This is a genomic window from Marinitoga lauensis (assembly GCF_004135675.1).
In the GTDB taxonomy this organism is placed as follows: Bacteria; Thermotogota; Thermotogae; order Petrotogales; family Petrotogaceae; genus Marinitoga; species Marinitoga lauensis.
This window is the reverse complement of record NZ_QHLX01000004.1, coordinates 96,125-121,993: the sequence shown is the minus strand read 5'-3', so window position 1 is coordinate 121,993 and position 25,869 is coordinate 96,125. Positions and strand designations below refer to the sequence as shown.

29 protein-coding genes and 3 pseudogenes are annotated in these 25,869 nt (G+C 27.3%); 25 read left to right on the top strand and 7 right to left on the bottom strand.

The annotated features are described in order from the left end of the window. Positions 1–16: 16 nt before the first annotated feature. The 3 genes and pseudogenes from DJ007_RS07915 to glmM form a co-directional block, all read right to left on the bottom strand. Entirely contained in the window at positions 17–187 is a 171-nt protein-coding gene (locus DJ007_RS07915; RefSeq protein ID WP_129409123.1) for a hypothetical protein, read from the bottom strand. Positions 188–304: 117 nt separating this feature from the next. Further along, positions 305–1,911, bottom strand: a pseudogene (locus DJ007_RS17580) (IS1634 family transposase). Between the two features lie 313 nt (positions 1,912–2,224). Next, the gene (gene glmM / locus DJ007_RS07895; protein ID WP_240739392.1) at positions 2,225–3,550 is read right to left on the bottom strand and encodes a phosphoglucosamine mutase; all 1,326 of its coding nucleotides are present in this window, start codon (positions 3,548–3,550) and stop codon (positions 2,225–2,227) included. A gap of 97 nt (positions 3,551–3,647) precedes the next feature. Between glmM and DJ007_RS07890 the strand changes: the two genes are divergently transcribed. The 3 genes and pseudogenes from DJ007_RS07890 (at position 3,648) to DJ007_RS07880 (ending at position 6,132) form a co-directional block, all read left to right on the top strand. After that, positions 3,648–4,160 (top strand): LacI family DNA-binding transcriptional regulator, encoded by a 513-nt coding sequence (locus DJ007_RS07890; RefSeq protein ID WP_129409120.1) that lies wholly within the window; start codon positions 3,648–3,650, stop codon positions 4,158–4,160. A 14-nt stretch (positions 4,161–4,174) separates the two neighbouring features. Then, positions 4,175–4,639: a LacI family DNA-binding transcriptional regulator gene (locus DJ007_RS07885; protein WP_129409119.1), complete on the top strand. Its 465-nt coding sequence runs from the start codon at positions 4,175–4,177 to the stop codon at positions 4,637–4,639. A 12-nt stretch (positions 4,640–4,651) separates the two neighbouring features. After that, positions 4,652–6,132, top strand: a pseudogene (locus DJ007_RS07880) (carboxypeptidase M32). Between the two features lie 32 nt (positions 6,133–6,164). Here DJ007_RS07880 and DJ007_RS07875 read toward each other — a convergent pair. From DJ007_RS07875 to DJ007_RS07865, 3 genes are all read right to left on the bottom strand, one after another. Continuing rightward, positions 6,165–6,422, bottom strand: coding sequence for a CPF_0552 family protein (locus DJ007_RS07875; protein ID WP_129409118.1), 258 nt, complete (start codon positions 6,420–6,422; stop codon positions 6,165–6,167). A gap of 4 nt (positions 6,423–6,426) precedes the next feature. Further along, positions 6,427–7,518: a radical SAM protein gene (locus tag DJ007_RS07870; RefSeq protein WP_129409117.1), complete on the bottom strand. Its 1,092-nt coding sequence runs from the start codon at positions 7,516–7,518 to the stop codon at positions 6,427–6,429. Between the two features lie 218 nt (positions 7,519–7,736). Further along, positions 7,737–8,051, bottom strand: a complete 315-nt coding sequence (locus DJ007_RS07865; RefSeq protein ID WP_129409116.1) for a hypothetical protein — start codon at positions 8,049–8,051, stop codon at positions 7,737–7,739. Positions 8,052–8,121: 70 nt separating this feature from the next. On the opposite strand from DJ007_RS07865, the gene DJ007_RS07860 reads away from it, so the two are divergent. The 5 genes from DJ007_RS07860 to DJ007_RS14730 all read left to right on the top strand — a co-directional run bounded on the left by DJ007_RS07860 (position 8,122) and on the right by DJ007_RS14730 (position 10,484). Next, positions 8,122–8,781, top strand: a complete 660-nt coding sequence (locus DJ007_RS07860) for a hypothetical protein (RefSeq protein ID WP_129409115.1) — start codon at positions 8,122–8,124, stop codon at positions 8,779–8,781. Beyond that, positions 8,763–9,101 (top strand): hypothetical protein, encoded by a 339-nt coding sequence (locus DJ007_RS07855; protein ID WP_129409114.1) that lies wholly within the window; start codon positions 8,763–8,765, stop codon positions 9,099–9,101. Before DJ007_RS07860 ends, DJ007_RS07855 begins: the two co-directional genes overlap by 19 nt. A 95-nt stretch (positions 9,102–9,196) precedes the next feature. Next, complete coding sequence (locus tag DJ007_RS07850) at positions 9,197–9,472, top strand: hypothetical protein (protein ID WP_129409113.1); 276 nt, start codon at positions 9,197–9,199, stop codon at positions 9,470–9,472. Positions 9,473–9,513: 41 nt separating this feature from the next. Beyond that, positions 9,514–10,344: a hypothetical protein gene (locus DJ007_RS07845; protein ID WP_206076228.1), complete on the top strand. Its 831-nt coding sequence runs from the start codon at positions 9,514–9,516 to the stop codon at positions 10,342–10,344. Beyond that, positions 10,344–10,484 carry a hypothetical protein gene (locus DJ007_RS14730; RefSeq protein WP_165974075.1) on the top strand — a complete coding sequence of 47 codons (141 nt, stop codon included), beginning with the start codon at positions 10,344–10,346 and terminating at the stop codon, positions 10,482–10,484. The genes DJ007_RS07845 and DJ007_RS14730 overlap by 1 nt, the downstream gene beginning before the upstream one ends. Positions 10,485–10,517: 33 nt before the next feature. On the opposite strand, the gene DJ007_RS07840 is transcribed toward DJ007_RS14730, so the two are convergent. Beyond that, entirely contained in the window at positions 10,518–11,903 is a 1,386-nt protein-coding gene (locus DJ007_RS07840) for a pyruvate carboxylase subunit B (protein ID WP_129409111.1), read from the bottom strand. A 127-nt stretch (positions 11,904–12,030) separates the two neighbouring features. Here DJ007_RS07840 and DJ007_RS07835 point away from each other — a divergent pair, with 127 nt between their 5' ends. The 17 genes and pseudogenes from DJ007_RS07835 to DJ007_RS20175 all read left to right on the top strand — a co-directional run bounded on the left by DJ007_RS07835 (position 12,031) and on the right by DJ007_RS20175 (position 25,865). Then, positions 12,031–12,588 carry a hypothetical protein gene (locus DJ007_RS07835; protein ID WP_129409110.1) on the top strand — a complete coding sequence of 186 codons (558 nt, stop codon included), beginning with the start codon at positions 12,031–12,033 and terminating at the stop codon, positions 12,586–12,588. A 14-nt stretch (positions 12,589–12,602) separates the two neighbouring features. Further along, positions 12,603–13,235, top strand: a complete 633-nt coding sequence (locus tag DJ007_RS07830; protein WP_129409109.1) for a Crp/Fnr family transcriptional regulator — start codon at positions 12,603–12,605, stop codon at positions 13,233–13,235. 84 nt (positions 13,236–13,319) lie between these two features. Further along, positions 13,320–13,796, top strand: coding sequence for a permease (locus DJ007_RS07825; protein ID WP_129409108.1), 477 nt, complete (start codon positions 13,320–13,322; stop codon positions 13,794–13,796). Next, a complete protein-coding gene (locus tag DJ007_RS15870) occupies positions 13,793–14,167 on the top strand; it encodes a permease (protein ID WP_206076227.1) in 375 nt (124 codons plus the stop codon). The genes DJ007_RS07825 and DJ007_RS15870 overlap by 4 nt, the downstream gene beginning before the upstream one ends. Beyond that, on the top strand, positions 14,158–14,487 hold the full coding sequence (locus DJ007_RS15865) for a (Fe-S)-binding protein (RefSeq protein ID WP_206076226.1): 330 nt from the start codon (positions 14,158–14,160) through the stop codon (positions 14,485–14,487). The genes DJ007_RS15870 and DJ007_RS15865 overlap by 10 nt, the downstream gene beginning before the upstream one ends. A 1,177-nt stretch (positions 14,488–15,664) precedes the next feature. Further along, positions 15,665–15,868 (top strand): CPBP family intramembrane glutamic endopeptidase, encoded by a 204-nt coding sequence (locus DJ007_RS20180; protein WP_165974074.1) that lies wholly within the window; start codon positions 15,665–15,667, stop codon positions 15,866–15,868. Positions 15,869–15,919: 51 nt separating this feature from the next. After that, positions 15,920–16,105 (top strand): hypothetical protein, encoded by a 186-nt coding sequence (locus DJ007_RS07810; protein ID WP_129409107.1) that lies wholly within the window; start codon positions 15,920–15,922, stop codon positions 16,103–16,105. Between the two features lie 56 nt (positions 16,106–16,161). After that, positions 16,162–16,305 carry a hypothetical protein gene (locus DJ007_RS14725; protein WP_206076225.1) on the top strand — a complete coding sequence of 48 codons (144 nt, stop codon included), beginning with the start codon at positions 16,162–16,164 and terminating at the stop codon, positions 16,303–16,305. Between the two features lie 987 nt (positions 16,306–17,292). Next, a complete protein-coding gene (locus DJ007_RS07805; protein WP_165974072.1) occupies positions 17,293–18,138 on the top strand; it encodes a 50S ribosomal protein L11 methyltransferase in 846 nt (281 codons plus the stop codon). Further along, positions 18,105–19,379: a DUF501 domain-containing protein gene (locus tag DJ007_RS15860; RefSeq protein WP_206076224.1), complete on the top strand. Its 1,275-nt coding sequence runs from the start codon at positions 18,105–18,107 to the stop codon at positions 19,377–19,379. The genes DJ007_RS07805 and DJ007_RS15860 overlap by 34 nt, the downstream gene beginning before the upstream one ends. After that, entirely contained in the window at positions 19,369–19,530 is a 162-nt protein-coding gene (locus tag DJ007_RS17570) for a GIY-YIG nuclease family protein (RefSeq protein WP_240739389.1), read from the top strand. Before DJ007_RS15860 ends, DJ007_RS17570 begins: the two co-directional genes overlap by 11 nt. Before the next feature lie 5 nt (positions 19,531–19,535). Beyond that, positions 19,536–21,098 (top strand): excinuclease ABC subunit UvrC, encoded by a 1,563-nt coding sequence (uvrC, locus tag DJ007_RS07790; RefSeq protein WP_240739438.1) that lies wholly within the window; start codon positions 19,536–19,538, stop codon positions 21,096–21,098. A gap of 7 nt (positions 21,099–21,105) precedes the next feature. After that, positions 21,106–21,618: an ABC transporter permease gene (locus DJ007_RS07785; RefSeq protein ID WP_129409104.1), complete on the top strand. Its 513-nt coding sequence runs from the start codon at positions 21,106–21,108 to the stop codon at positions 21,616–21,618. A gap of 313 nt (positions 21,619–21,931) precedes the next feature. After that, positions 21,932–22,414, top strand: a complete 483-nt coding sequence (locus DJ007_RS07780; protein ID WP_129409103.1) for an ATP-binding cassette domain-containing protein — start codon at positions 21,932–21,934, stop codon at positions 22,412–22,414. Then, complete coding sequence (locus DJ007_RS14720; protein WP_165974070.1) at positions 22,408–22,578, top strand: hypothetical protein; 171 nt, start codon at positions 22,408–22,410, stop codon at positions 22,576–22,578. The genes DJ007_RS07780 and DJ007_RS14720 overlap by 7 nt, the downstream gene beginning before the upstream one ends. A 79-nt stretch (positions 22,579–22,657) precedes the next feature. Next, entirely contained in the window at positions 22,658–24,040 is a 1,383-nt protein-coding gene (locus DJ007_RS07775; RefSeq protein WP_129409102.1) for a DegQ family serine endoprotease, read from the top strand. Between the two features lie 296 nt (positions 24,041–24,336). Further along, positions 24,337–25,865 (top strand): annotated as a pseudogene (locus tag DJ007_RS20175) (ATP-binding protein). The last annotated feature ends 4 nt before the right edge of the window (positions 25,866–25,869 follow it).

The window sequence follows — 25,869 nt, the reverse complement described above, 5'->3', positions numbered from 1 at the left end:
CAAAGCGCTTATTTGTTTAATATCTATCTATTTCTTCAATCATTTCATATAGTTCATTAACTACAGTATGAACCAATTTTTTATCTTCTCCTTCTGCCATTATTCTGATTTTATGTTCTGTTCCTGAAGGCCTTACGACCAGCCTGAAATTTGGGAGAGATGTGTATTCGTCAATAACTTTCTTCAATTTTTTATTTTCCTGAGTTTGACAGTATTTTTTTCAATAAAATTCTAAAAAGCAGAATTATTCTAAAAAACAACAATTGTTAATTTTTTATTAAATACAAAAGTGTCATTACACCCCCTAAATTTTATATTTTTCTTTGAATTCTGTATAGGGTGAAATTATTTTTGGTACAGGAATATTTAATGTATTTAATATTCTTTGTCCTAATTTATTTAAATTCATTCTCGCTACAAGATGTTGCTTTTGTGTTTTAAATTCAATGTATTCCATATTTTTAATAGCTTCTCTTATTTTTTCATGAGAGTATTCAACATTATTTTTTTCCAGTTCTAATTCTAGTGTTCTTTGAATTATGTAAGATATGAAACTCATTACAATATGTCCTTTTATTCTTTTTGGTGTCCAATGAAATACCGGTCTTGTTTCAAGATAATTTTTTAATGTTCTAAATGTTTCTTCTACTTTCCATAATGTATGATATTGTTCTAATATTTCTTTTGGAGATAGTTTTGTGTTTGTTATTATTCCATAGTATCCATCGTATTTTTCATCATTTTCTATTTTTTCTATGTCCAGTATATAATTTTGTTTATTCTGTTCTTTTAAATATTTTTTCGCTCCTCTTTTACTTTTTGAATCTATATTTCCTTCTTCTAACATTTTTTTCGCTTTTTCTATTAATCGTAGTCTATCTGCTCTGTCTTTTTGGCTCTTTCTTCTGAATATATTATGAGTAATCTTTTATTTTCATATTCTACTTCTCTATATTTTATTCCTTTTGCTAGTTCTATGAATTCTCCTTCAAATATATTTACTTTTTTTATTTGTTTTATTGATTTTCCTACTATGAATTCATAATTAGAATTTTCTACTACTTCTATATTTTTTTTACTCATCATTCCTCTATCTGCTACTACTATTACTTTTCCTAATTGATATTCTTTTTTCATTTTTTCTATTGAATCTTTAAATGTATGCCCTTCAAATGTATTTCCTGCATATATATCAAAACTAACTGGCATTCTATCCTGATCTATTGACATCCCTAATACTATTTGTGATTCATTAAATTTCTTATCTTTTGAATATCCCATTTGTAATATTTCATTTGTTTGTTGTGTTTCAAACGCTAATGTCGTTACATCGTAAAATACTAAATCTACCGTTGTATTAAACAAACTTATCCTTTGATTATACATATGTTTTTCTATCGACTCTTTATTATCTGCCAATATATCCAATGTTCTGTATAACCAGTGCAGCATTACATCTTTTTCTTCCAGGTCTTTTTCTTTTTTAACTTCCACTTTGTTATATCCAAAATACTCTAAATTATTAAATATTCCCAATTTACTTTTCGGTTCTACTATTCTATTCATCACCATTATTTTTAGCATCTCTTCTGCATTGTATTTTATTTCTTTATCCAGTCTTTCAAAATATCTTTTCATCTCATATCTTTCGAATATCTTATTTACTATTACTTTGGCTCCGTAATTCTTTTTATCCGGTGCCTTTTTTATATCTTCTGTATCAATATAATTTTTTAAATCAAATATTTGTATGAGTTTATTTACTATATTTTTCGCTTCATTTTCGCTAAAAGAGTCAATCCTTCCTAAGTTTGCAACAGTTCTTTGCTTTATCTTACCATTTTCCCTATAACTTTCAACAATTCTTAAATATTCAACACCTTTGTTATTTTTAACTACTCTCAAAAACACAAAAATCACCTCTTGATTTCATAATACCATTACTTATTATACCACAAAAATATTATGAAATCAAGAATATAACGCTATTGTTAAAAATATTTGTGTCACTACAAAAATTTTTCAACCCCCAATTTTCACCCTTTTCATCGTCGCAAACCCGCATTCTACCGTTTCGATTTTTCAAAAATCATGAAATCGCTGTCAAACTCAGGAGCAGTAGAAAAAGGTGCTTCATATTATATTGTTAAACCTTTTGATTCTGATAAAGTAATAAAATCAATAATTAAAGTATTAAACAAATAAGCGCAAAGCGCTTATTTGTTTAATATCTATCTATTTCTTCAATCATTTCATATAGTTCATTAACTACAGTATGAACCAATTTTTTATCTTCTCCTTCTGCCATTATTCTGATTTTATGTTCTGTTCCTGAAGGCCTTACGACCAGCCTGAAATTTGGGAGAGATGTGTATTCGTCAATAACTTTCTTCAATTTTTTATTTTCCATAACAGCTATTTTATTTTTAACAGAAACATTTTTTAATAATTGAGGATATTCAGGTATCTTTTTTGTTAGACTAGTGATATCCTGTCCGAAATATAATAAAGTTTCTAAAGTTTCCAATGCTGTTATTATTCCATCACCCGTGGTAGCTTTATCGAGAAAAATTATATGACCAGATTGTTCTCCTCCCAATTTAGCATTGGAAGATAACATCTTTTCCAGGACATATTTATCTCCGACAGCTGTTCTGCAGAGTTTAATATCATGTGTTTCAAGGAATTTTTCTAATCCTAGATTACTCATAATAGTAGCTACAACCATGTTGTTTTTTAATCTATTTTTTTCTTTTAATTTTAACGCATTAATAGCCATCAATTTATCTCCATCGATTAGATTACCTTTTTTATCTATAAATAAACATCTATCTCCATCACCATCGAATAATATTCCAAGATCATAACCATCATTTTTGATAATATTAGCTAAAACATCTGGGTGAATTGAACCGCATTTTTCATTGATATTTAAACCATTGGGTTCATTAAAATATACATCATATTTTAGATTAAAGGTGTCGAATATTCTATCTATTAGAGCACCTGTAGAACCATGACCAACGTCTATAGCAATTTTATAAGGGATATTATTTAATTCATATTCAGAAATTATATATCCTATGTATTTATCCTTTAAATGTGAAGAAGTCATCTTTCCAATTTCACCGTATGGAACATATTCAGGTTCCCTTTCCAGAATTAAATTTTCTATATCTATTTCATCATCATCTGAAATTTTAAAGCCTTCGGCCAGAACTTTTATACCATTATAATTAGCAGGGTTATGAGACGCAGAGATCATAACCCCTAATGTTTTTTCGCTTTTAGTAAGATAAGCCAATGCTGGTGTTGTAATTACTCCACAAAATTCAACATTTAAACCGGCAGATAGAGCTCCAGCTGATAGTGCAGCTTCAATCATTTCTCCTGAATTTCTTGTATCTCTTGCTATTAATAATTTTTTGTATTTTCCACTATACATTCTTCCAAGTGCATTTCCTATTTTATAAACAAGATCTACAGTTAATTCTTCATTTACCAAGCCTCTAATGCCATCAGTTCCAAACAATCTTTTCAAATTACCCACCTCCGATTATGGCTAATAAAATTGACAAAAAAATAAAGTTGTAGTATTATTATATCATAAATAAACCGTTTGCAAAAGTATAGAGGTGGTTGATAATATGATTACAATAAAGGATATTGCTAAAATAGCTGGAGTTAGTCCTTCAACTGTTTCCAGAAGTTTAAACGATTATCCAAATATATCTAAAAAAACAAAAGAAAAAATAAAGAAAATAGCAGAAGAGCTGGGATTTGAATTTAATGAAGCAGCCAGAAATTTAAACAGAAAAAAAACCAATACTATAGGTGTAATAATTCCTCAATTTTTTGATGATATAAGGGGAGAAATATTTTTTGCAAATTTGCTGGGTAAATTAATTAAAGAAGCACAAATAAAAGGTTATCATGTAAGGATTGAATATGAAATAGAAAAAAAATATATAAGAAAGATGATTCAAAGTAGAAGTGTAGATGGTTTATTGTTAATGAATCCTTTTATTTCAAGAGAAGATGTCGAATTTATTTTGGAAAAGGAATTTCCCTATATATTTTTGCATTATGTACCTCAAAATTTTATGGATACATCGATTATTAATTATGTTAGAACCAACCAGGAAAAAGGGGATATTTAGCGACTAAATATTTAATTGAAAAAGGATATAAAAATATTTTAACTTTATCAGGATTGAGTATTAATTATGAATTTAAAGAGAGAACTGAAGGATATAGAAAAGCGTTAAAAGAGGCCGGAATTGTAGAAGAACATATATTGGATATAGATGTTACCTTTGAAGCGGCGAAAAAAGCAATTAAGAAAAATGCTAGAATATTAAAAAATATAGATGCTGTTTTTGCACAAACGGACTTGATGGCCCTTGGAACAATTGAGGCACTTGAGGAGTTATCGTATAATGTTCCAGAAGATATTCCGGTTATAGGTTTTGATAATATTCAAATAGGAACATATTTTAAACCAAGACTCACCACAATAGAACAACCACTGGATAAATTAGCAAGAATGGGGATAAACAACATTATAAAAATAATGCAAAGTAATGTAAAAGTAAGAAAATTTATTGAGCCTAAATTAATAATTAGACAATCAGCATAAAGGGGGTAAATAATGTATATAGATAAACTAAAGGAAAAGTATTTGTTAATTTCAAAGTATAATACTGCATCTTCTTTATTAGAGTGGGATTTTGAAACACATATGCCTAAGAAAGCTGCAGAAAAAAGAGCAGAAGTTATTGGCGAAATTTCAGGAAAAGCATTTGAGATGTCAGTTTCTGATGAGATGGGGAGTTATTGAATGCTGCTGAAAAAGAAAATTTGAATGAAATTGATACTGCTATAGTAAAAGTAGGTAAAAAAGAATATGAAAAATTCAAAAAAATACCAACAGAATTATTTAAAGAAATAAATATATCCTCCTCTAAAGCACAAGCTGCATGGGAAGAAGCAAAAACTCAAAATGATTTTAACGTTTTTAAACCACATCTTGAAAAAGTTGTGGAGTTAACCAAAAAAATGGCAGATTATTTAGGATATGAGGAAAATAGATATGATGCATTATTAGATTTATATGAACCTGGATTAAAAACATCAGAGTTAAAAAAAGTAATAGAACCATTAAGAGAATTTTTGGTTGATTATCTTGCTAAATTGGAAAAAGGAGAAAAACCGGATAATTCCATAATGAAAAGATATTTCCCAATTGAAAAACAAAAAGAGTTATCATTAAGAGCTTTAAAATTAATGAAATACGATTTTGATGCAGGAAGAATGGATGTGGCAATGCACCCATTTACAACAACAATAGGTGTACATGATGTAAGAATTACAACAAGATACAATGAAAAGGACTTAAATGACTCATTATATAGCACAATTCACGAAGGAGGACATGCTTTATATGAACAGGGAATTCCTGAAGAATTCTCTGGATTACCAATAGGCGATGGTGCTTCTATGGCAATTCATGAAAGTCAATCGAGATTCTGGGAAAATATCATAGGTAGAAGTTTAGAATTCTGGAATTATTTTTATAAGGATCTTGTTGATATTTTTCCTGAATTTAGGGAAAATACACCCGAAGAGATTTTTAGAGCAGTGAATTTTGTAGAAAGAAGTTTTATAAGAACAGAAGCGGATGAAGTTACATATAACCTGCATATTATGCTTAGATTTGAAATTGAAGAAGCTTTAATAAATGATAGAATAAAAGTTGAAGATTTGCCTGAAATATGGAATAAAAAAATGAAAGAATATCTGGGTATAGTTCCCGAAAAAGATAGTGAAGGTGTATTGCAAGATGTACATTGGGCCCATGGCTCATTTGGATATTTCCCTTCATATATGTTAGGAAATTTATATTCTGCACAATTTTATAAAAAAATGAAAGAAGATATGCCGATGTTGGATAAAGAAATTTCTGAGGGTAATTTTGAAAGTGCTTTGAATTGGTTAAGAGAAAATATACATTCAAAAGGTAAAATATATGAACCAGGAGAATTGGTAAAAATGGTAACAGGAGAGCCATTGAATCCAAAATACTTTATGGAATATATAGAAAACAAATTTAATAAAGTTTATAAACTTTAAAAGAAGGCAGTTCATCGAACTGCCTTCTTTTTTTAAAATTCAAAATCCATATTTTTTACAGTAATTCCTTCAACTTTTGAAAGTTTTTCCTCTAAATCATTCCATAAATTCTGATCTCCAGCAAGTTCTAATAGGATTAAGCCTCTGTCGCTACAATCATCATCAAAAGCATCATGTAATCCAAGTCTTGTTTTTATAATGCATCCAAAACCCGTTAATAGTTTTTGAACTTCGCCTGCTTCTTTTTTTCTGTCATGAATATAAATTCCCAATACTCTGATCTTTCCCATAAAATCACCCCCTGAGTAAGTTTATGATTTTTTTAGTCTCTTCAGAAATATTTAAATCATCAAGATTATATATAGGTCTTTGAAGTATAATATTTTCTGCATTTTTTTTACCAATTCCATTAATAGCTGTTAACTCTTCTAAACTCGCATTATTAATATCAAAAGGGTATTTTAAGGCAGTTATAGAACGAGAACCATGATCTACAACAATACCATCAACCTTTTCAAGTAAATTTAAATTTCCAATAATACCTGTTTTTATAGGATAAGTTCCCAGTTGCCTTCCAAAAGAAACCTTACCTTTTATTTCTTCGATGATTAAATCCTTTAAAATAGTACCAACAGGAAATACTTTTTTTATCATTTCGTGATTATATTTTTCCATGAACTCTTTGAATTTAATAAAATCTCTTTTATGTTGTTTTGGTTTTACATTATATATTAATGTACCCGGAAAAGCCATAACCTGTCTAATATTTATTCTTCTTACAAGTAAATCTTCCTCCATGATTTTCTCTAAATATCTTTTATTTATTTCAAAAGTATCTTTTGTTTCACCAATTAAACCAAACAAAAGGTTTATACCGGGTAATAATTTTGGAACACCATTTTTATCCCTGATATTTCCAACTTCATTTGCTATTTTTATAGCTTCAAAAGATTCTTCTGGTAAAATATCTATTCTATTTTTCAAGACGACATTTTTATCAAAGGATTCAATTCCGAAGGATAATATATCACCAGCTGTGTTATATTTAACAATAATTTCTAAAAGTTTTTTAATAACATTTTTGTGTTTGATTATATAAGCAGGGTTGGCATTATCTGTATGAATGATCTCTGCTATTTTTGCCATCTCCTGATATAGTTCATTAAATAATTCTATATTTGGATTTCCATTGTTTAGTAAGGAACCATAGGCTAAAAAGTTTGCTGCTCTTCCAAATCTAAAATTTTTAACTCCGATTTTTGATATAGACCTGGCTTCTTCTAACGTATCTTTTAAAGGCCTTTCTCTATACCTTCCATTTATTAATGGTTCGGTGCAAAAAGAACAAAATCCATTTGTTCTTTCACAACCACGCGAAACATCCATTTCAACAATAATATCTGGATAACGGGATGTTTTTTTAATATTTCTGCTCCTAAGGGGCAATTTTTGAAATCAAATCATAATTTGATCTATCTTTTAACGTAAAATCATCTGATACTGGATAGGTAAAAAGAAATTTTTCAATATCTCCTTCTACAACAAAATCGATATTTTCTGATTCTACTTTTATAGCGGATTTACCCCACTTAAAGTATAGCCTTTTACAATAGGACCCCTAAAACCCTTAATGGTTCTTTGTTTAGAGAAAATAATTTATTTATTTCAGTTAAAGAAATTGGAGTTCCTCCAAGATAATGTCCTGGCACAGTAAGACCGGCGATAATAATTAAATATTCATAGTGATTAAAAGATTGCCACATTTGACCTTCTCTGACCTGATCTATGGTATAATAATCAACGTCAATACCGTGATAGTATAATGCTCCTGCGGCATACCTGATATATGGTGAAACATATGGTGGTACGCCTAAAATTGCGGGTTCATCAACATAACCATCTATAATAACAGCTTTCATAAAAATAACTCCTTTTTGTGATTTTTATAATAAAATTATATCATATAAATTTAATTTTGAGGTGATAGCGGTGAAAAAAGTATTTTTGTTAACAATGATTTTATTATCCTTTTCCGTATTTGCAGGAATAATATATGATTTCTCTGAAAAAGCGTATATAGAAGAGACAAAACATTTTAAGTTTGTTTTTGAAAAGGAATTGTATTCTTATTACATTGAATTAAAGGAATTATCAGAATTATTGTATAAAGATTATTCGGATTTTTACGACACAGATCCTGGAACAATAACAGTTTATATTTTTGATGATGTGGATTTTGTTAACTCCTTTGCAGTACCTCCTTTAAATGTAATAAGATTATACGTTAATTCTCCAAATGCTAAAATGGGATTATCTAATAATGTGTATGATTGGATAAATTTTGTTTTTTCTCATGAACTAAATCATGTATTTTATGGAAATGCTTTAAATCAATATGTTTCATGGATTCCAAGTGAAATTATTAAAAAAACACTTATGATGAATTGGAACCCAAGTTATTTACATGAAGGACTTTCAATATATATGGAAAGCAAATACTTTAAAGGCCGATTTCAGAGTGATTTGTTTAATATGTATTTAAAAGCTGAAATATTGAGTCCTGATTATCCAAGATATTCACTTGGGCAGGACCATATAAAGATATCTGGTCACCAGCAGGATTTAATTATATGTATGGAACTATTTTAACGAAAGAAATTTCAGAAAAATATGGTGAAAATATCTTAAGAAAAATAATAAAAGAAATGAATTCTCATTTATTCTTTAGTACTATTAGTACAGCATTTGAAAGAATAACTGGTGAAAAATGGGAGGATTTTTTATTATATATAAAAGTAAAGTATAAAAACCAATATCTGGAATTATTAAATAAAGGATATACAGATGAATATAAAAAAATAGATAACTCATATCATTTTACTTCAAATTTGAAAACAGATGGAAAAGATATATATTATTATAAGGAATCAAAAATTCAAGAAGTGGCATATATAAAAATAACGAATTAATTTTACCTGATATTAGGAAGTTTGATGTTTCAAAAAAAGGACAAATATTATATTTAATATCCAATCAAAACGAAAAATATGTTAATTCACTTTATTTGAAATGCAATTGTCCAATTAGCGACACATTAATAGATAAAAGAGTAACCAATTTTGCCTTTGCAGGTGGGGGAAAGGTTGTATATACAAAAATAAATAAAGGTTTAACTGCAGTATTTATAATTGATTTAAATACGTTTAAAAAAGAAAAAATATTGAATTATGGAAAATACATAATAAATGATTTTTATTATTCAGATAATAAAATATATTTTTCTGGAATTATAAACAATCAAAATGATATTTTTTATATTGATTTAAATACAAAAAACTAATTCAATTAACAAATGATGAATATATAGAAATGAATCTCTTTTTGAAAGATAATATACTTTATTATTCTGCTAACTACGAGGATCATATATTCAATATTTATGCTTTAAACCTAAAAAATCACCAACTTTCTAAATTAACCAATCATATATATGGAGCTTTTTATCCTATAATATTGAATGAGAGCTTATACTTTTTATATTATGATTCTAAAGGTTATCATTTATCAAGTATGAAGATAAATCAAACACCGTTAAAAATATTAAATATAAAAAGAAATGAATTAAGCATTAATTATAAATTAGAAAAAGCAGGTAGTTTAGAAAAGTATACTGAGCCACTAAAATATAATTTCATATTACCATATGCAGAAAATAACGAAATTGGCGGGATTTTCCTTTCTTTAAGTGAAGGATTAAATTATGGAATAGGAGTAGGAGCATTAACCGATTTTAATAATATTAGCCCTGTATTTGGATTTTATCTTGATTATTATACTCAAAATTTTGGAATTTTTAAGTATCAAAATAATACTATCCACTCTGATTTAAATATCTCAAAAAACGTTGAATTCCATTTAAAGAGAAAGAATTATTTAACCTTTAATGGTGAAATAAGATTAGAAAATTTTGAAATCAAAGCAAAAAGAATTGGGATTTCTATAATAACCAGTCCATACAAAATAAATAATCAAAATTATTATGAAGGCAATAGCATATTAGGATATAGTAATAATATATACTATTTTCAATATTCAAAGGCTTTTGATATTTTTTCTATGAAAAGCGAGCCATATATTTACTATGATACAAGCGGAAATCTTATTCCAGGGGTTAAAATATCAAAAAAATATGGTATCCATATTTTTCGATAATGGATGGAAAGTATGGATTTGACGGAATAAATGCAGGTGTGGATTATAATTATAATTTCAAAACAAAAAAACCAACATTAAGTTTTTCTATAAATGTTGATATAACAGCATTCTATTGGGTGAATTTTCATTGCCAATAATAAAATAGCTCGAGTAATCCTCGAGCTATTTTATTATACTGGATATACACTTTCGTCTTCAGAAAATTCTTCATTTTCTTCAACCAATTCGAAATCCACCTGAATTTCTTTTTCATATTTTTTCTTCAAATAATTCTTTCCCACTTCACCAAATAAAATATATGTTAATAAGTCTTCATAATTTTCCGCTAAAGCACATATTTCTTCTCTTGCTTTATTAATTTCAGGTTCCAATAAATCTGCAGGTCTACAGGTTATTGGCTTTTCATCTCCTAAAGCTTTTTTCAATAATTCCTGGTCAACAGGTGCAGGCGGTCTTCCGTACATTCCTTTTAAATAATTTTTTACTTCCTTTGTAATAGCTTTATATCTTTCCTTGTACATAACATTTAAAACAGCCTGAACGCCAACTATTTGACTTGTAGGAGTTACTAATGGCGGATATCCAAGATCTTTTCTTACTCTTGGTACTTCCTCTAAAACATCATCTAAAAGATGTAACATTTTTTGATTTTTAAGTTGTGAAACCAGATTTGAGAACATTCCGCCAGGGATTTGTGCTTTTAAGATTCTTGAATCAATGGATACCATTCTCATATCATCATCTTTGTGATTTTCTCTTACTTTCCAGAAATGATGAGCTAATTCATATAATAAATCAGAATTTAATGGTTCACCAAGTGCAAAATTAAAAGGTTCCACAGCAGGTTGGGAACTGGCGTTTGCAAATGGACTGAGTGCAGTATCAATATAGTCAACACCAGCATCAATAGCTGCTTGATATGCAATTGAAGCCATACCTGCGGTATTATGTGAATGTAGTTCAATTGGGACATTGAATTTTTTCTTTAACGCTGAAACTAATTCATACGACATTTTAGGAGTTAATAAACCTGCCATATCTTTTATAACTATAGAATCCACACCCTTATCTATTAGCTCTTTAGCAAAGCTTATATAAAAATCAAGATTGTGTACAGGACTTATTGTATAGGAAATAGCTCCTTGAACGTGAATATTTCTTTTTTTGGCAATTTCAATACTTTTTTCCAAATTTCTAATATCGTTTAATGCATCAAAAACCCTGATAATGTCCATGCCATAATCGGCTACTTTATTTATAAAAAGTTCAACAACATCATCTGCATAATTTCTATATCCCACGATATTTTGTCCTCTTAAAAGCATCTGTATTTGTGTGTTTTTTAACTTTTCGCGTATAATTTTCAACCTTTTCCAGGGATCTTCGTCTAAATAACGTATACAGGAATCATATGTAGCGCCACCCCATACTTCCATCGAATGAAAACCAATTTCATCAAATTTATTTAAAATAGGTTCAAATTCTGATGTTTTCATTCTTGTAGCTATTATTGATTGCTGCCCATCCCTTAAAGTGGTATCTACAAATTTTGTCATATTTTCCACCTCCAGAATAATTAAAACATTATTAGATTAAAAATTATAAAAAAAAATATTAAGAATAGGGGGATATTATTTTGAAGTAGAAATATTTAGTAGTAAAATATTATTAGAAGGTGAAAAAATGAGGATTGGTAATTATTTACCTTCAACAGATACTAGAAGTATTTACTTAGAATCTAAATTAAGAAGAATATTATTAAAGGCCATAAACAACAAAGATAATTCTTTGTTGTTAAAAGTTGGTAATATAGATAATTTAATAAAATCAGGAAACATAGAAGAGGCAGAAAGAGAATTAAGAAATGCTGAAAAAAAAGTATCTTCAAGAGAGCTAAATAAGAAAAGTATAATTAATATTATACAATCATCACAAAAAGATAAAAAAACTAAAGTACAACAACAAACTTTTAATGATAAAGATAACAATATATATTTACAGGATAATTCTCCAGATTCAGCAGTTTCATTTCAATATCCAACAGCAGTTCCTGAAAGTGCTTCATATTTGTTTGTTAGTTCTCATGAAGGTCAACATGCAAGAGAAATAATAAAAGAAGCAATGTTTAAAGGCAAAATGGCCCAGGTATATGTTAGATATTTTACTTCGTATGATTCTGAAGGAAGGTTAGTATATACTGGTGGAGTAACATGGGGTAAAATTCTTGATTCTAAAGTGTAAGGGAGAGTGAAAGCTTGGAAAATATTTTTTTTCAGAAATTATTAAACGAAAACAAACAAATTTTGGAAAAATATGGGAATATAATAGAAATAAGAAAAAATGAAGTTTTTCATTCTCCAGATGAAGAATTAAAACAAATTAGTATTATTTTAAAAGGGAAACTAAAAGTAGTTAAATATACTCCTGAGGGAAATGAACAGGTATTAAAATATTTGAATAAAAATGAAAGTTTTGGAGAAGGATTGATTTTTTCTGGTGAAAATTATCCATCATATATTATAGTAGAAGAAGACTCTAAGATATTAGAAATTTCAAGAGAAGGGGTACTTAAATTATTTAGAGAAAATGAAGAATTTCTTGTTTTATACTTAAATGAAATATCGAAAAAATTATTAAATCTTTCAAATGTTGTGGATATATTAATTATAAGGTCTATAAAAGAAAGAATAATCAAATATTTTTCACTTTTAAGAAAACAGCAGAATTCAGATATTATATATTTTAAATCAAAACAAAAAATAGCAAATGATATTGGGAGTGTTAGAGAGGTTGTTTCTAAAAAAATTAAAGAATTGGAAAATGAAGGTGTAATTAAAACAATAGATAAAAATCATGTGAAATTAATAAATTTAAGGATGTTTAAATAAAACCGTGAATGAAATCACGGTTTTATTTTTTTTATTTTATTATAATAGGATAGAATAAAAAATAATATTAAAGGAGGTCGATGTATGAATACAGTGATATTAATCGCTATTGCAGTTTTGTTTTTAACATGGTCAATTTTTAAAAGTAAGGAAAAGACAAAGGAAAGTTTGGTGTTGTCAAAGAATCTTCTGGTAAAAACCTTTGTCGAAATAATAGGTGTTATGGCTCTGGTAGGTTTGGTGCTGGCGATATTGCCTCCTGAATTGATAAAGCAGTTACTTGGTAATTCTAATGAGTTTTTAAGTACAGTATATGGAGCAGTTATAGGAGCATTGACTATAATTCCTGCATTTATTGCATTTCCGTTATCAAAATCACTTTATCAAAGTGGAGCAAATTTAACAGCAATAGCAGCATTTATAACAACATTAACAATGGTTGGTTTTGCTACAATGCCAATAGAAATAAAATATTTTGGAAAGAAATTCACATTACATAGATTATGGATAAGTTTTGTAGCTGCAATACTTATTGCTTCAGGAATGGCGGTGATACTATGAGTAAAATAAAAGATTTAATTAAAAATAACAAATTAATATTTATTAGTATAGTTCTTTATGCCATAGCATTTTTTGTAAAACCGGAAATATTTTTTAAAGGTTTAGAAATGACAAAAGGGTTTCTTATAGAAATGATAGAAGTTATGCCACCAATACTTATTATCTCATCTTTAATAACCGTTTGGGTTCCATCGGAAGTTATAATGAGACACTTTGGTAAAGAGTCTGGAATAAAAGGTAAGCTTTTATCAATATTTACGGGAGCTATCTCTGCAGGACCAATTTATGCAGCTTTTCCTGTAGCACAGGCTTTATTTTTAAAAGGTGCAAGTATAGCAAATCTTGTTATTATCATCAGTTCATGGCTGTAGTTAAGGTTGTTATGTTTATGGTTGAATCAAGTTTTCTTGGATTATCCTTTGCTTTGACAAGATATGCATTGACGATTCCTGCCATATTAATAATGGGATATATAATGGAAAAATTGGTAAGTAGAGAAGATATAATAGAGGAAATTCAGGATAAAGAGATAATGTATGAAAATGAAAAAGAAGTTCTTGCAGATTTACCAAACATGAATTGTGGAGCATGTGGATATAAAAATTGTAAATTATTTGCACAAGGTGTAATAAAAGGTGAAGTTACCATAGATGATTGCGTAATTAGAGCAAAAGCAAGAAAAACTGCATAATAACAAAATTTTTTATGATTGTATTAACATTCTAATACCCTGGCAGTTTAAACTGACCAGGGTTATTTTATACACTTAAAAACTTTTCAATAATATCATCAAGAAAAGCTCTTTCATTATCTTTAAAAGCATAATATCTTAAAGCAACTCTTTTTTGACCAAGACCATATTTAATTGCAAAATTTTTGATTTTGCCTTAAAATCCTTCACCTTTTTAAAAATCTCGATGATAATGTATTTTCTTGCTATAAAAACAAAATAACTTTGGCAGTTTAAATGTATGATTAATAATCAACAGGTATATAATAAAAATTAACAATAAAAATATATCATATGATATAATAAAGTTGTAAATTTATTAAATTTAAGAAAAGAAAAAATACATTGAATTCATATTAATGTTATTTTTTTTTTTTTTTTTTTTTTTTTTTTTTTTTTTTTTTTTTTTTTTTTTTTTTTTTTTTTTTTTTTTTTTTTTTTTTTTTTGATAAAATTATTATGAACTGAAAATTAAAACAAATTTTATTGTAGTATATTTGAAATTTTTTGGATATCAAAGTTATAAAATCCACATTTTACAAATGCAATATTAATCATACTTTTTCTACCATTTAAATCAAATTCAATCAATCCTCAAATTCAAAATGATATTACTGAGTAAAAAATTTTATCTTCAATTGGTTTATTAATATTATAACTTATTATTTGTAATATAATGTGTCTTTATGAAATAAAGTTTTAAGTTATTTGATAGTATATTCAAAATAAATCTTTTATAGAAAGGAGATATAAATGTTTATATCAAACAATATAGAAAGCTATTCATATAAAATAAAAGGAATAATACTTTTTCATATTATTGCAATAACCTATGTAGGAATTACTTCCAGTATTTCATATTTTTGGGCTGTAATGTTTCTCTTATATCTTCTAATGGTATATATTGAAATAATAGGAGAAGACTCTTTAAAATCCTATTTCAAAGCTAATAATTTTTATATTATTATTAAAAATAAATTTTTTTATTTATATTACTTTTCTATCTTTTTGGAATATATTTGAAGATTAAAAACCTTGATTTCAAAGCTTTTTCTTCAATAAATTTAATGGCTATAACTTGGGCTCCTCTATACGAAGAAATATTGTATAGATTAATAGTGATAAGTTTTTAGAAATTTTGTTTGAAAACAATAAAATAGTTTGTTTTATTTCAGCATTTATTTTTGCCAGTGTTCATGAACAATATACATGGTTAGATGGAAAAATAAATATCTTTATATTTGCAATATTAGACTATTATTTATTTAAAAAAACTAAAACGATATATTCAACTATGTTATACCATTTTCTCAACAATCTTGTGTTCAACCTTTATTATTAAAAATAAATATATCTGGCGCCAGATAAAAATCTAAAAATCAGGAGGGATTGTATGAATAAACGTATCTTTTTATTAAATATTTTGATGATCTTTATGATAAGTATTTCTTTCTCAAGCGATCTAAAGATAAGTAAATTGGAAAATACTCTGGGAAATAATAGGTTATATGGTGATCCAGTGAAATTAACTCCAGCAAATGGTGGAAGTTCTTCTGGTGGAGGGCCGCGGGAACTATAATTATACTTATAACGTATGATTATTTTGATCATGCCTTGAATGAATTAAAAACAAATGTGTTTGAAAAAATTGATACTATAGTGGCTTCTACATGGAATAAAGTAATTGAAAAAGCGCAAGATATTTATAATTCTATTTTGGATTATTTTGAGAAAAAATATTATAATGTCAATGGTGATTATGATGTTATCACTGAGTAATTTTTTGTTAGTATTATTTGGTATTGTCACTATTACTTTGAAAAGAAAATCTGGAAATTTATTTTATAGATATTACCCAATTTTATTATTAATATGGTTAATGATTGGGTTATCCTTAAAATTTCGCTTCTTGATTTTATTAGGGCCAATTTTCATTACATGCTTTGAATACAAAAGAATTAATAATAGTCATATAAGTATTTTACTAATTTCTATTGGAATATTTTTTGAATTTGCTATATTTGGGATTGAAAAAAGCCTATCATTATATTTAATATCTTTAATTTTGATAAGCTATTTTATCAGTTCTTTATATAAAAGTATCCTGTTTATATCAATATTTTCGTTGGGAGTAATTTTTTTTAATTCTATTATGAATTTTACCTTGATAAAAAATCAATTTTTAATATACGAGATATTTTTATTGTATATATTAATAGGTTTATTTATTAACATTTTTATATGGGTGACTCAAAAAACAAGAAAGTTCATGAAATTATAAATAATTAGCTACAGCAAATGCTGTAGCTTGTTTTTTATAGATATAATTTGGTATAATTAGAAAAAAAGGAGGATGTGTGTATTTTGCAACTCGATATTGGATCTTCCCGAAGTTAGTTGAGAGACCTTTAATAATTTTTGTTTTATAAAAAGAGCCCATAAATAGTTTTTATGGGCTCAAAAAAGTAACTCTTTTTTGAGCAGAACTATGTTTAATTGTAAATTTCTGTTTTTTCTTTATCCAGTAAAAAATACTCGTTCTACAACTATTTATGAAGATTATACCAGATTGACAGAGTATGATTCAATTATTAATAATGCAACCGTTCAATAAAAGTTTTAGAATTTTTACATATTTGTATGATAAAACAATCCATCTGCATTAGTAGATGGATTGTTTTAAATATTATGGTTTTGTTTTTTCTTCATACTCAGTTATATATATTTTTATATGAAGATGTTATACTTATTATTGAGGTGATGAATATGGAATTTGTTGAATATATTTTTGTTTTGCCAGAAAAATTAGAAGATGAGATAGAGACATTTTTCTCAATTAATGAGTTTCAAAATTATTATGTAGACAAACCAACAAAAGGCCAGAAAGTTGTGAAGGTTTATATTAATAAAAAGGAACCAGAAGAAAATATTATTGAATATTTAAAAGATAAATTAGAATTAATATCTGAAAAAGATATTACAGAAGATGAATGGCTAAAACCATGGAGAGAATCATTAAAACCATTTGAATTTATAAAGGATATATGGATAATTCCAGATCCTGAAAAAAAATATGAAATACCAGAAGGTGTAAAAAGTATAAAAATAATTCCAGGAACTGCATTTGGAACAGGATTACACCCAACAACTAAATTAGCTGCTAAGAATTTGGTTAAGGTTATTAATAATGGTGCTGATGTTTTAGATATTGGAACAGGTACAGGTATATTATCAATAATAGCTAAATTATATGGAGCAAATAGATTATTAGCGTTGGATTATGATATTCTTGCAGTAGAAAAGGCAAAAGAAACGTTTAAATTAAATGAAATGAATATAGAAGTAAAACAATCGGATTTGCTTTCAGCAATAAGTGAAAAAGAAAAATACGATATAATCATAGCAAATATAGTGGTTCCAATATTATTAAGGTTAATGGATGATGAGAAATTAGAGAAAATATTAAATGAAAATGGGTATTTAATATTATCAGGGATAAATAAGGAACGAGAAGAAGAAATGGTTCATAAAGTTTTTGAGAAAGAATATAATATAATATCAAGAGAGGAAGAAGCAGGATGGATATCACTACTCCTACAAAAAAGGATATAGAGATTGTAGAAAAACAAATAAACAGAAAACCAAATAAAATAATATCAATTCCAAAAAGATGTTCATATGGCTTTCCCCAGGTAATTGAAAGTTATCCATTGAAAGATGGAAAACCCTTCCCAACTCTTTATTGGCTAACGTGTCCTCATTTAATCAAAGAAGTTGGGAAATTAGAAGTTCTTGGAAAAATAAAAGAATGGGAAGAGGAAATAAAAAATAACGATGAATTAAGAGAAGAATATATAAAAGCACACATTGAAGAAAAGGAAAAAAGAAATAAAAAGATAAAGAAAGAACCTGAATGGGTAAAAAACAGATTGGAAAATATTGGTATTGGGGGAATAAGTAATTTTGAAAGCATAAAATGCTTACATTTACAGTTAGCATCATACTTAGGGGGACAAAAAACCCTATTGGAGAAAGGGTGTGGAATAGCATTGAAAAGGCGGAATGTGAGAACTGCATCTGTTGTTTATTATAGGGACATAAGAACTCATATAGTCATATTTATATTATTTTTTTTTGGGATTTTATCAATAACAAAAAATATATTATTAGGAAATTATGTTCTTGCTTTTAATATATTTATAAAAGTTCTTGCTATATTAATTATTAGATTTGGGTTATACATAACTTCACCTATTACAGATATATCAATTTATATTTTTAGTACGTTAATTCTATTTAATTTTAATGATTTTTATACAAACAATATATTGTTCAGTGCAATACTTCTTCTTTCATTTAGAGATATGTTGAGAGGAAGAAAGTATATATTTACTGATTCCTTAACTGGGTTGTTAAATAGAAGATATTATGTTGAGATTATACCTAAAGTAATTAAATTAAAAGAATATATAGGAAAAGGTTTTGGCATAATAGTGTTAGATCTGGATAATTTCAAACCTGTAAACGATAAATTCGGCCACAAATCAGGAGATTATGTTTTAATGAGAGTGGGAGAGATAATAAATAAATCAGTAAGAAAATCAGATCTGGCTATAAGATATGGTGGAGATGAATTTATTATACTGGTTAATTCAGGTTCTGAAAAAGCTATAGATAATATAATAAAACGCATTGATGAAAAGGTAAAAAATGATTTAAAGATATATAATATATCCGTTTCTGCAGGAAAATGCGTGAAGAATAAAAACGATAATATAACTCTTGAAGAAATGTTTGAAAAAGCAGATAATAATATGTATGAAAATAAAAAGAGGAGAAAAAATGCTCGATAGAAATGTTTTAAAAGATATTCCTAATGAACCTGGAGTATATATTTTTAAAAACAAAGATTCTAAACCAATATATATAGGAAAAGCAAAAAAATTAAAGAATAGAATATCCTCATATTTTAATCTTTCAAATCAACAAAAAATGAAAAAGTAAAAAAGATAGTAGAAGACGCGGAGTTCTTAGATTATATAGTGGTTAGAAATGAAGATGAATCATTGATTTTAGAATCAAATTTGATTTTCACACATAAACCTAAATACAATATATTATTAAAGGATGCCAGAGTGTATCCCTATATTGCTATTACAAAAGAGGATTATCCTCAGGTGAAATTAGTGAGAACCAAAAAAGGAGAAAAAGCGGAATTCTACGGACCCTATTCAAATGTTCGAATGGTTAGAAATATTATTGAAATAATTCAATGGGTATATAAAGTAAGAACATGCGAAAGAAAACTGGATAGAAAAACAAAACCATGTTTTTTGTTTCACCTTGGAAAATGCTACGCTCCATGTTATATTGAAGTGGATAAAAAAGAATATAGAAAATCAGTGAATAAAGTAAAAAGATTCTTAAAAGGAAATATAAAATCAATAAGAAAATATATAGAAGAAAGTATGCATCAATATGCTAAAATATTGAATTTTGAAAAAGCAGCACAGTTGAGAGATTTGCTATTTAAATTAGATAAATTATTTATTCCCATTGGAGTTGAAATGATAAAAGATAAAAATGTGGATATTATTGCAAAGGATGAAGAATATCCAATAGTGGTATTGTTGATAATAAGACAGGGATATATAATATCAAAACTAACCTTTACCATAGATGAAAGTATCAATGAGTTTATACATCAATATTATGTAATAAGAAAAAATATTGTACCTGAAGAAATCTGGATAAAAGATTATATCAACGGAATAGATGAGGAAATAGACCATTTCTTAACAAAAAATGGATTAAAAAAGATAAAAAACTTAAAAGATGAAAGTGAAGAATTATACGTAATAGCATCACGAAACTTGGAAGAAGAAGTGAAGAAACAAACAGACCTCGGAAACACCCTGAAACAGGCTAAAGAAATACTATCGTTAAAAAGAATACCATATAGAATAGAAGGAATAGATATTTCACATTTACAGGGAATGTATACTGTAGCTTCATTAATAACCTTTGAAAATGGAAAACCCAAAAAAGAGGATTATAGAAGATATAGGCTTGATGAATTTAAAGAACCAAACGATTTTGAATCAATAAGAACAGTAATTAGAAAAAGATACACAAAACATCCATTACCAGATTTATTATTCATTGATGGAGGTAAAGGTCAGGTAAATGCCGCAGTTGAGGCTTTAAAAGAAATAGGGTATACATTAGATGATGTCGATGTTGTGGGTATTGCAAAAGAAGATGAAAGAATAGTGTTTCCTGGTGATATTGAAGATTTACATCTTTCGCTGGATCATCCTGTTTTAAGGATGTTAATATTTATGAGGGATGAAACACACAGATTTGCAATAACCTTCAACAGAAAATTAAGAGCAAAAAGATTTGAAAAATCAAGATTAGATGATATACCGGGAATTGGGCCAAAAAGGAAAAAGCTTTTAATTAATCATTTTGGTTCTTTAGAGAATATTTCAAAAGCTTCATGGGAAGAGATAAATGAAATAATAAAAAATGAAAAGGTTTCCAAGAAAATAAAGGAATTTTTTGATTAGGGGATATATGAAAAAAAATACCTTAATAGGGATAATATTATTAATATTCATATGGTGGATAATATCTTTCATAACTAATAATAATCTTCTAATACCATTTCCACAAAATGTTTTTCTGGAAATGTTAAACCTTCTTGGAGAGACGACTTTTTATCTTGACTTACTCAATACATTTTTAAAAATAATAATGGGCTTTTTTATTTCTATGATAATAGGCATTCCAATAGGATTTATTTCAGGATTAAGTAAAACGTTTTTTGAAATATTTCGTCCATTTTTAATGATTATTCAAAGTTCTCCTGTGGTTTCATATATTGCCATAGCAATGTTATGGTTTGGAATAGGTTTTTATACTCCTGTTTTCGTCGCTTTTATGGTAATCTTTCCTATAATAGTATTAAATATATCCGAAGGCATTGCTTCAACAGATAAAAAGTTGTTAGAAATGGCTAAGGTTTTTAAAGTAAGCAAAAAAAATATCTTTTTAAAAATATATATACCTTCTCTACTCCCTTTCTAAAGTCCACATTAAATATGATATCAGGTAGTTTATGGAAGGCCGTTATAGTTGGAGAGTTTTTAGCAGGAGATAGGGGCTGGGAGTCAGCCTTTCCTTTGCTAAAATAGCATTAAATACAGAAAGAGTTTTTGCATATACTATAATACTAGCAATTTTAGGAATGTTTTCTGAAAAAGTGTTGAAATATATTTCAGCATTTAATACAAGAAGAAAAAAGAAATAAGAAATAATAATTATACGAATCAAGTAGATTCAGTGAAAAATTTAAATAAAATGTCACAGGATATTATCATAAAAGGCTTGAACAAAAGTTTTGAAGATAACGTCATATTATCTGGATTTGATATTGTTTTTAAAAAGAAAAAATAAATGTATTGCTTGGAGAATCGGAATAGGAAAAACTACGATTTTAAATATATTAGCTGGAATTTTGGAAAAAGATAATGGAGAAATAATTATTGAAGGCAAAATCGGATATATCTTTCAGGATGATAGATTAGTTCCGTGGCTTAATATATATGAAAATATAAAATTAATAAATGACACCATACTAATGGAAGAGTTAGAAAAATATTTAAACTTATTAAATCTTGAGAAAAACGTATTATTAAAATATCCAGATGAACTTTCTGGTGGGATGAAAAAAAGAATAAATATATTAAGAACGATATCGTATAAACCAGATATCATATTAATGGATGAAGCATTTTCATCACTTGATTTATCCAATAAATATAGGATAATCAAAGAACTTATAAATATTCAGAAAAAAATAAATTTACTATTATTATGGTAACTCATGATCCTTTTGAAGTAGCAAATTTTGGTGAAGTGGTTTATATATTAAACGATAAACCAGTAAAAATAAAAGAACAATTTGAATTCAAAGATATAACAAAACGAACATTAGAAGAAAATCACGAAATACTTTATGAAATTAACAAAATATTGTTAGATTAATTTAAAAATATTCTAAGGAAATTCTAAGGAAAGCGAGCAAAAATATTTTGAAAAAGATGATAAAATGGAGGTGGTAGGAATGAAGAAAACGGTAGTAGTAATGATGTCATTATTGCTGATGGTAGTATCTTCTTTTGCCTTTGTCAATCCTGATTATGTGTCACCAGTTGTGAAAGTTGTAAAAGAAGCAGCTCCTGCTGTAGTTAATATTGAAGCGGTAGGGCATAGGAAGGCTTCAATAGATCCATTTTTTGAGGATTTTTATAAAAGATTTTTTGGTGAATCACCATGGACTCAGGATAGAGAGTTTAAAGCATTAGGAACAGGATTTATCTTTGATAAAAGAGGATATATATTAACCAATTATCATGTTGTTGAAAATGCAGATGAAATAACAGTTACAACATTAAATGGGAAAAAATACAAAGCAAAATATGTAGGTGGAGATAAAGACTTAGATATTGCCGTTTTACAGGTTAAAACAAAAGACGAATTACCAGTAATAGAATTAGGAGATTCTGATAATATTCAGATTGGTGAATGGGCAATTGCAATAGGGAACCCATTAGGATTTAAACACACGGTAACTTTAGGTGTTGTAAGTGCAGTTCATAGAAAAATACCAAAACCTGATGGTAATGGTTCTTATGCAGATTTAATTCAAACAGATGCCGCTATCAATCCTGGTAATAGTGGTGGTCCATTATTAAATATACATGCTCAAGTTATTGGTATAAATACAGCTATAGTTAATCCAACAGAAGGTCAAAATTTAGGATTTGCAATTCCAATTAATTTTGCAAAACGATTTGCAGAAGCATTAATAAATACTGGTAAAGTATCAAAAGCTTATTTGGGCGTTTATATACAAAATGTAACGGAATCACTTGCTAAAACATTTGGTTTAAAAGTAACAAAAGGGGCATTTGTTAGTGATATTGAAAAAGGTTCTCCTGCCGCAAAGGCTGGTATTAAACCAGGTGATGTGATAGTGAAAATAGATAATAAAGAGATAGGTAGTGCGGACGAACTTGTATATATTGTAAAAACATATCCTGCTGGAGAAACAATAAAAGTAGTTGTTAATAGAAAAGGTAAAGAAATTACATATGATATTACTTTAGCTGAAAGAGAAGAATTTGCAAAAGCTACAGAAGATTATTATTTAGGATTAAAAGTAAGAGATTTAACACCTGAAGACTTAAATGAATACAAATTACCCAAGGATATGTATGGTGTAATGGTTGAAGATGTAAAAGAAGGTTCAGAAGCTCAATATGTAAATATTAAAAAAGGCGATATAATAATGGAAATGTATGTAAATGGAAAAGGGACAAAATTAAATTCTATTAAAGACTTCCAAAAACTTTCATCAAGGGTTAAAAAAGGTGATTATATAGGATTTATCATATTTAGAGATGGTTATAGAGCATCTGTATATTTCAGCTATATGGGTAAATAATCTTTAAAAAAGGTCCGGTTATCCGGACCTTTTATTTTGTTGACAGTTTGACTCTTCGCTATGCGAAGGGTTTAGAAAATTTTATTTAATAATAAAAAGACCTAAAAGCTTTTGCAAGGCAAAAGGTTTTAAGATTATAATTTTATTTATTAAAAAAACAAAAACGCTTTACTTCGTGAAGTGTTTTTGGAATAAAAATTTTTATTATAAAATCTAATCAAAAACCCTTCGCGGAGCGATGTGTTTTTGCGAAGCGAAAAGTTCTGGTATAATTATGGCATGAGGAGGTGGAATTGATGAAAAAATTACCAATAGGGGTGCAGGATTATAAAAAAATAATAGAAGGAAATTATGTATATGTAGATAAAACGAAATATATATATGACCTGATAAGTTCAGAAGTGCCAATATTTTTATCCCGCCCAAGAAGATTTGGAAAGAGCTTAACACTATCAACATTGTATTATATATTCAAAGGAGAAAAAGAATTATTCAAAGATACTTATATATACGACAAATGGGAATTTAAAGAGTATCCAATTATCAGATTAGACATACTATCATCAGCAACAGATAATGAAGAGAGGTTCAAAAAAAGTCTAACAAAAATAATAAAAAAAGAAGGAATAAGAAACGGAGTAGACATTGAAGAAGATGATTACAAATTTGCATTTGATGAATTAATAATGAAGTTATCAAAAAAGGAAAGGTAGTAATACTGGTAGATGAGTATGAAAAACCAATACTGGATAATATAAATAATAAAGAAAAAGCAGAAAGATATAGAGAAATATTAAGAGATTTCTATGTCACAATAAAATCAAATGATGAATATATAAAATTTGTATTCATCACTGGAATAACAAAATTCACAAAAACAGGAGTATTCTCTGCATTAAATAATTTAAACGATATATCGTTAAACAAAAAATACTCACAAATGTTAGGATATACACAGGAAGAACTCGAACATTATTTCAAAGTGTATATAAAAGAAACATCAAAAGAAATAGGAATAAGTGAAGAAGAATTACTAAAAGGATTAAAAGAATATTATAATGGATTTTCATTTGATGGAGAACATTATGTATATAATCCATTTTCAATATTAAAGTTCTTTGAAGAAAAGAATTTCAAAATTACTGGTTTGAAAGCGGCTCACCATCATTCCTATACGAATACATAAAAAACAGAAAGATAACCTATGAAGACTTAGTAAAAGACACAGTAAGTGCAATGGATTTCTCAACAAGAGAAATAGAAGATGCAAATGCAAATGTATTCTTCACGCAGGCAGGATATTTAACCTTTAAAGGAATAAAAAAATTAGGATTAAAAAAGAAATATATACTCGACTATCCAAATATAGAAGTAAAAAGTAGTTTCTCAAGATTAATATTAGAAGCAAACTATGGATTAAAAGGATTAGATGAAGCAGAAAATATAATATATGAAAAGATATATGACAATGATATAGAAGGATTAATAGAAGGAATAAAAAAAGTAATAAGTGCAATACCGTATAATCTACATCAAAAAGAAGAAAGATATTATCACTCATTGATATTTGCAATACTGGCAATAGCAGGTCTAAATGTAAGAGCAGAAGAAATGACAAACCTTGGAAGAAGCGATGTAGTATTAGAATTCAATGAAAGAGTATATATATTCGAAGCAAAACTGGACAAAAGTGCAGAAGAAGCGCTAGCTCAGATAAAAAGAAGAAATACTATGAAAAATACAAAGGAAAAGAAATATATCTTATAGGAATAAATATAAATTCTGAAAAAGAAATATTGAGGATTATATTATAGAGAAAATATAGAAAA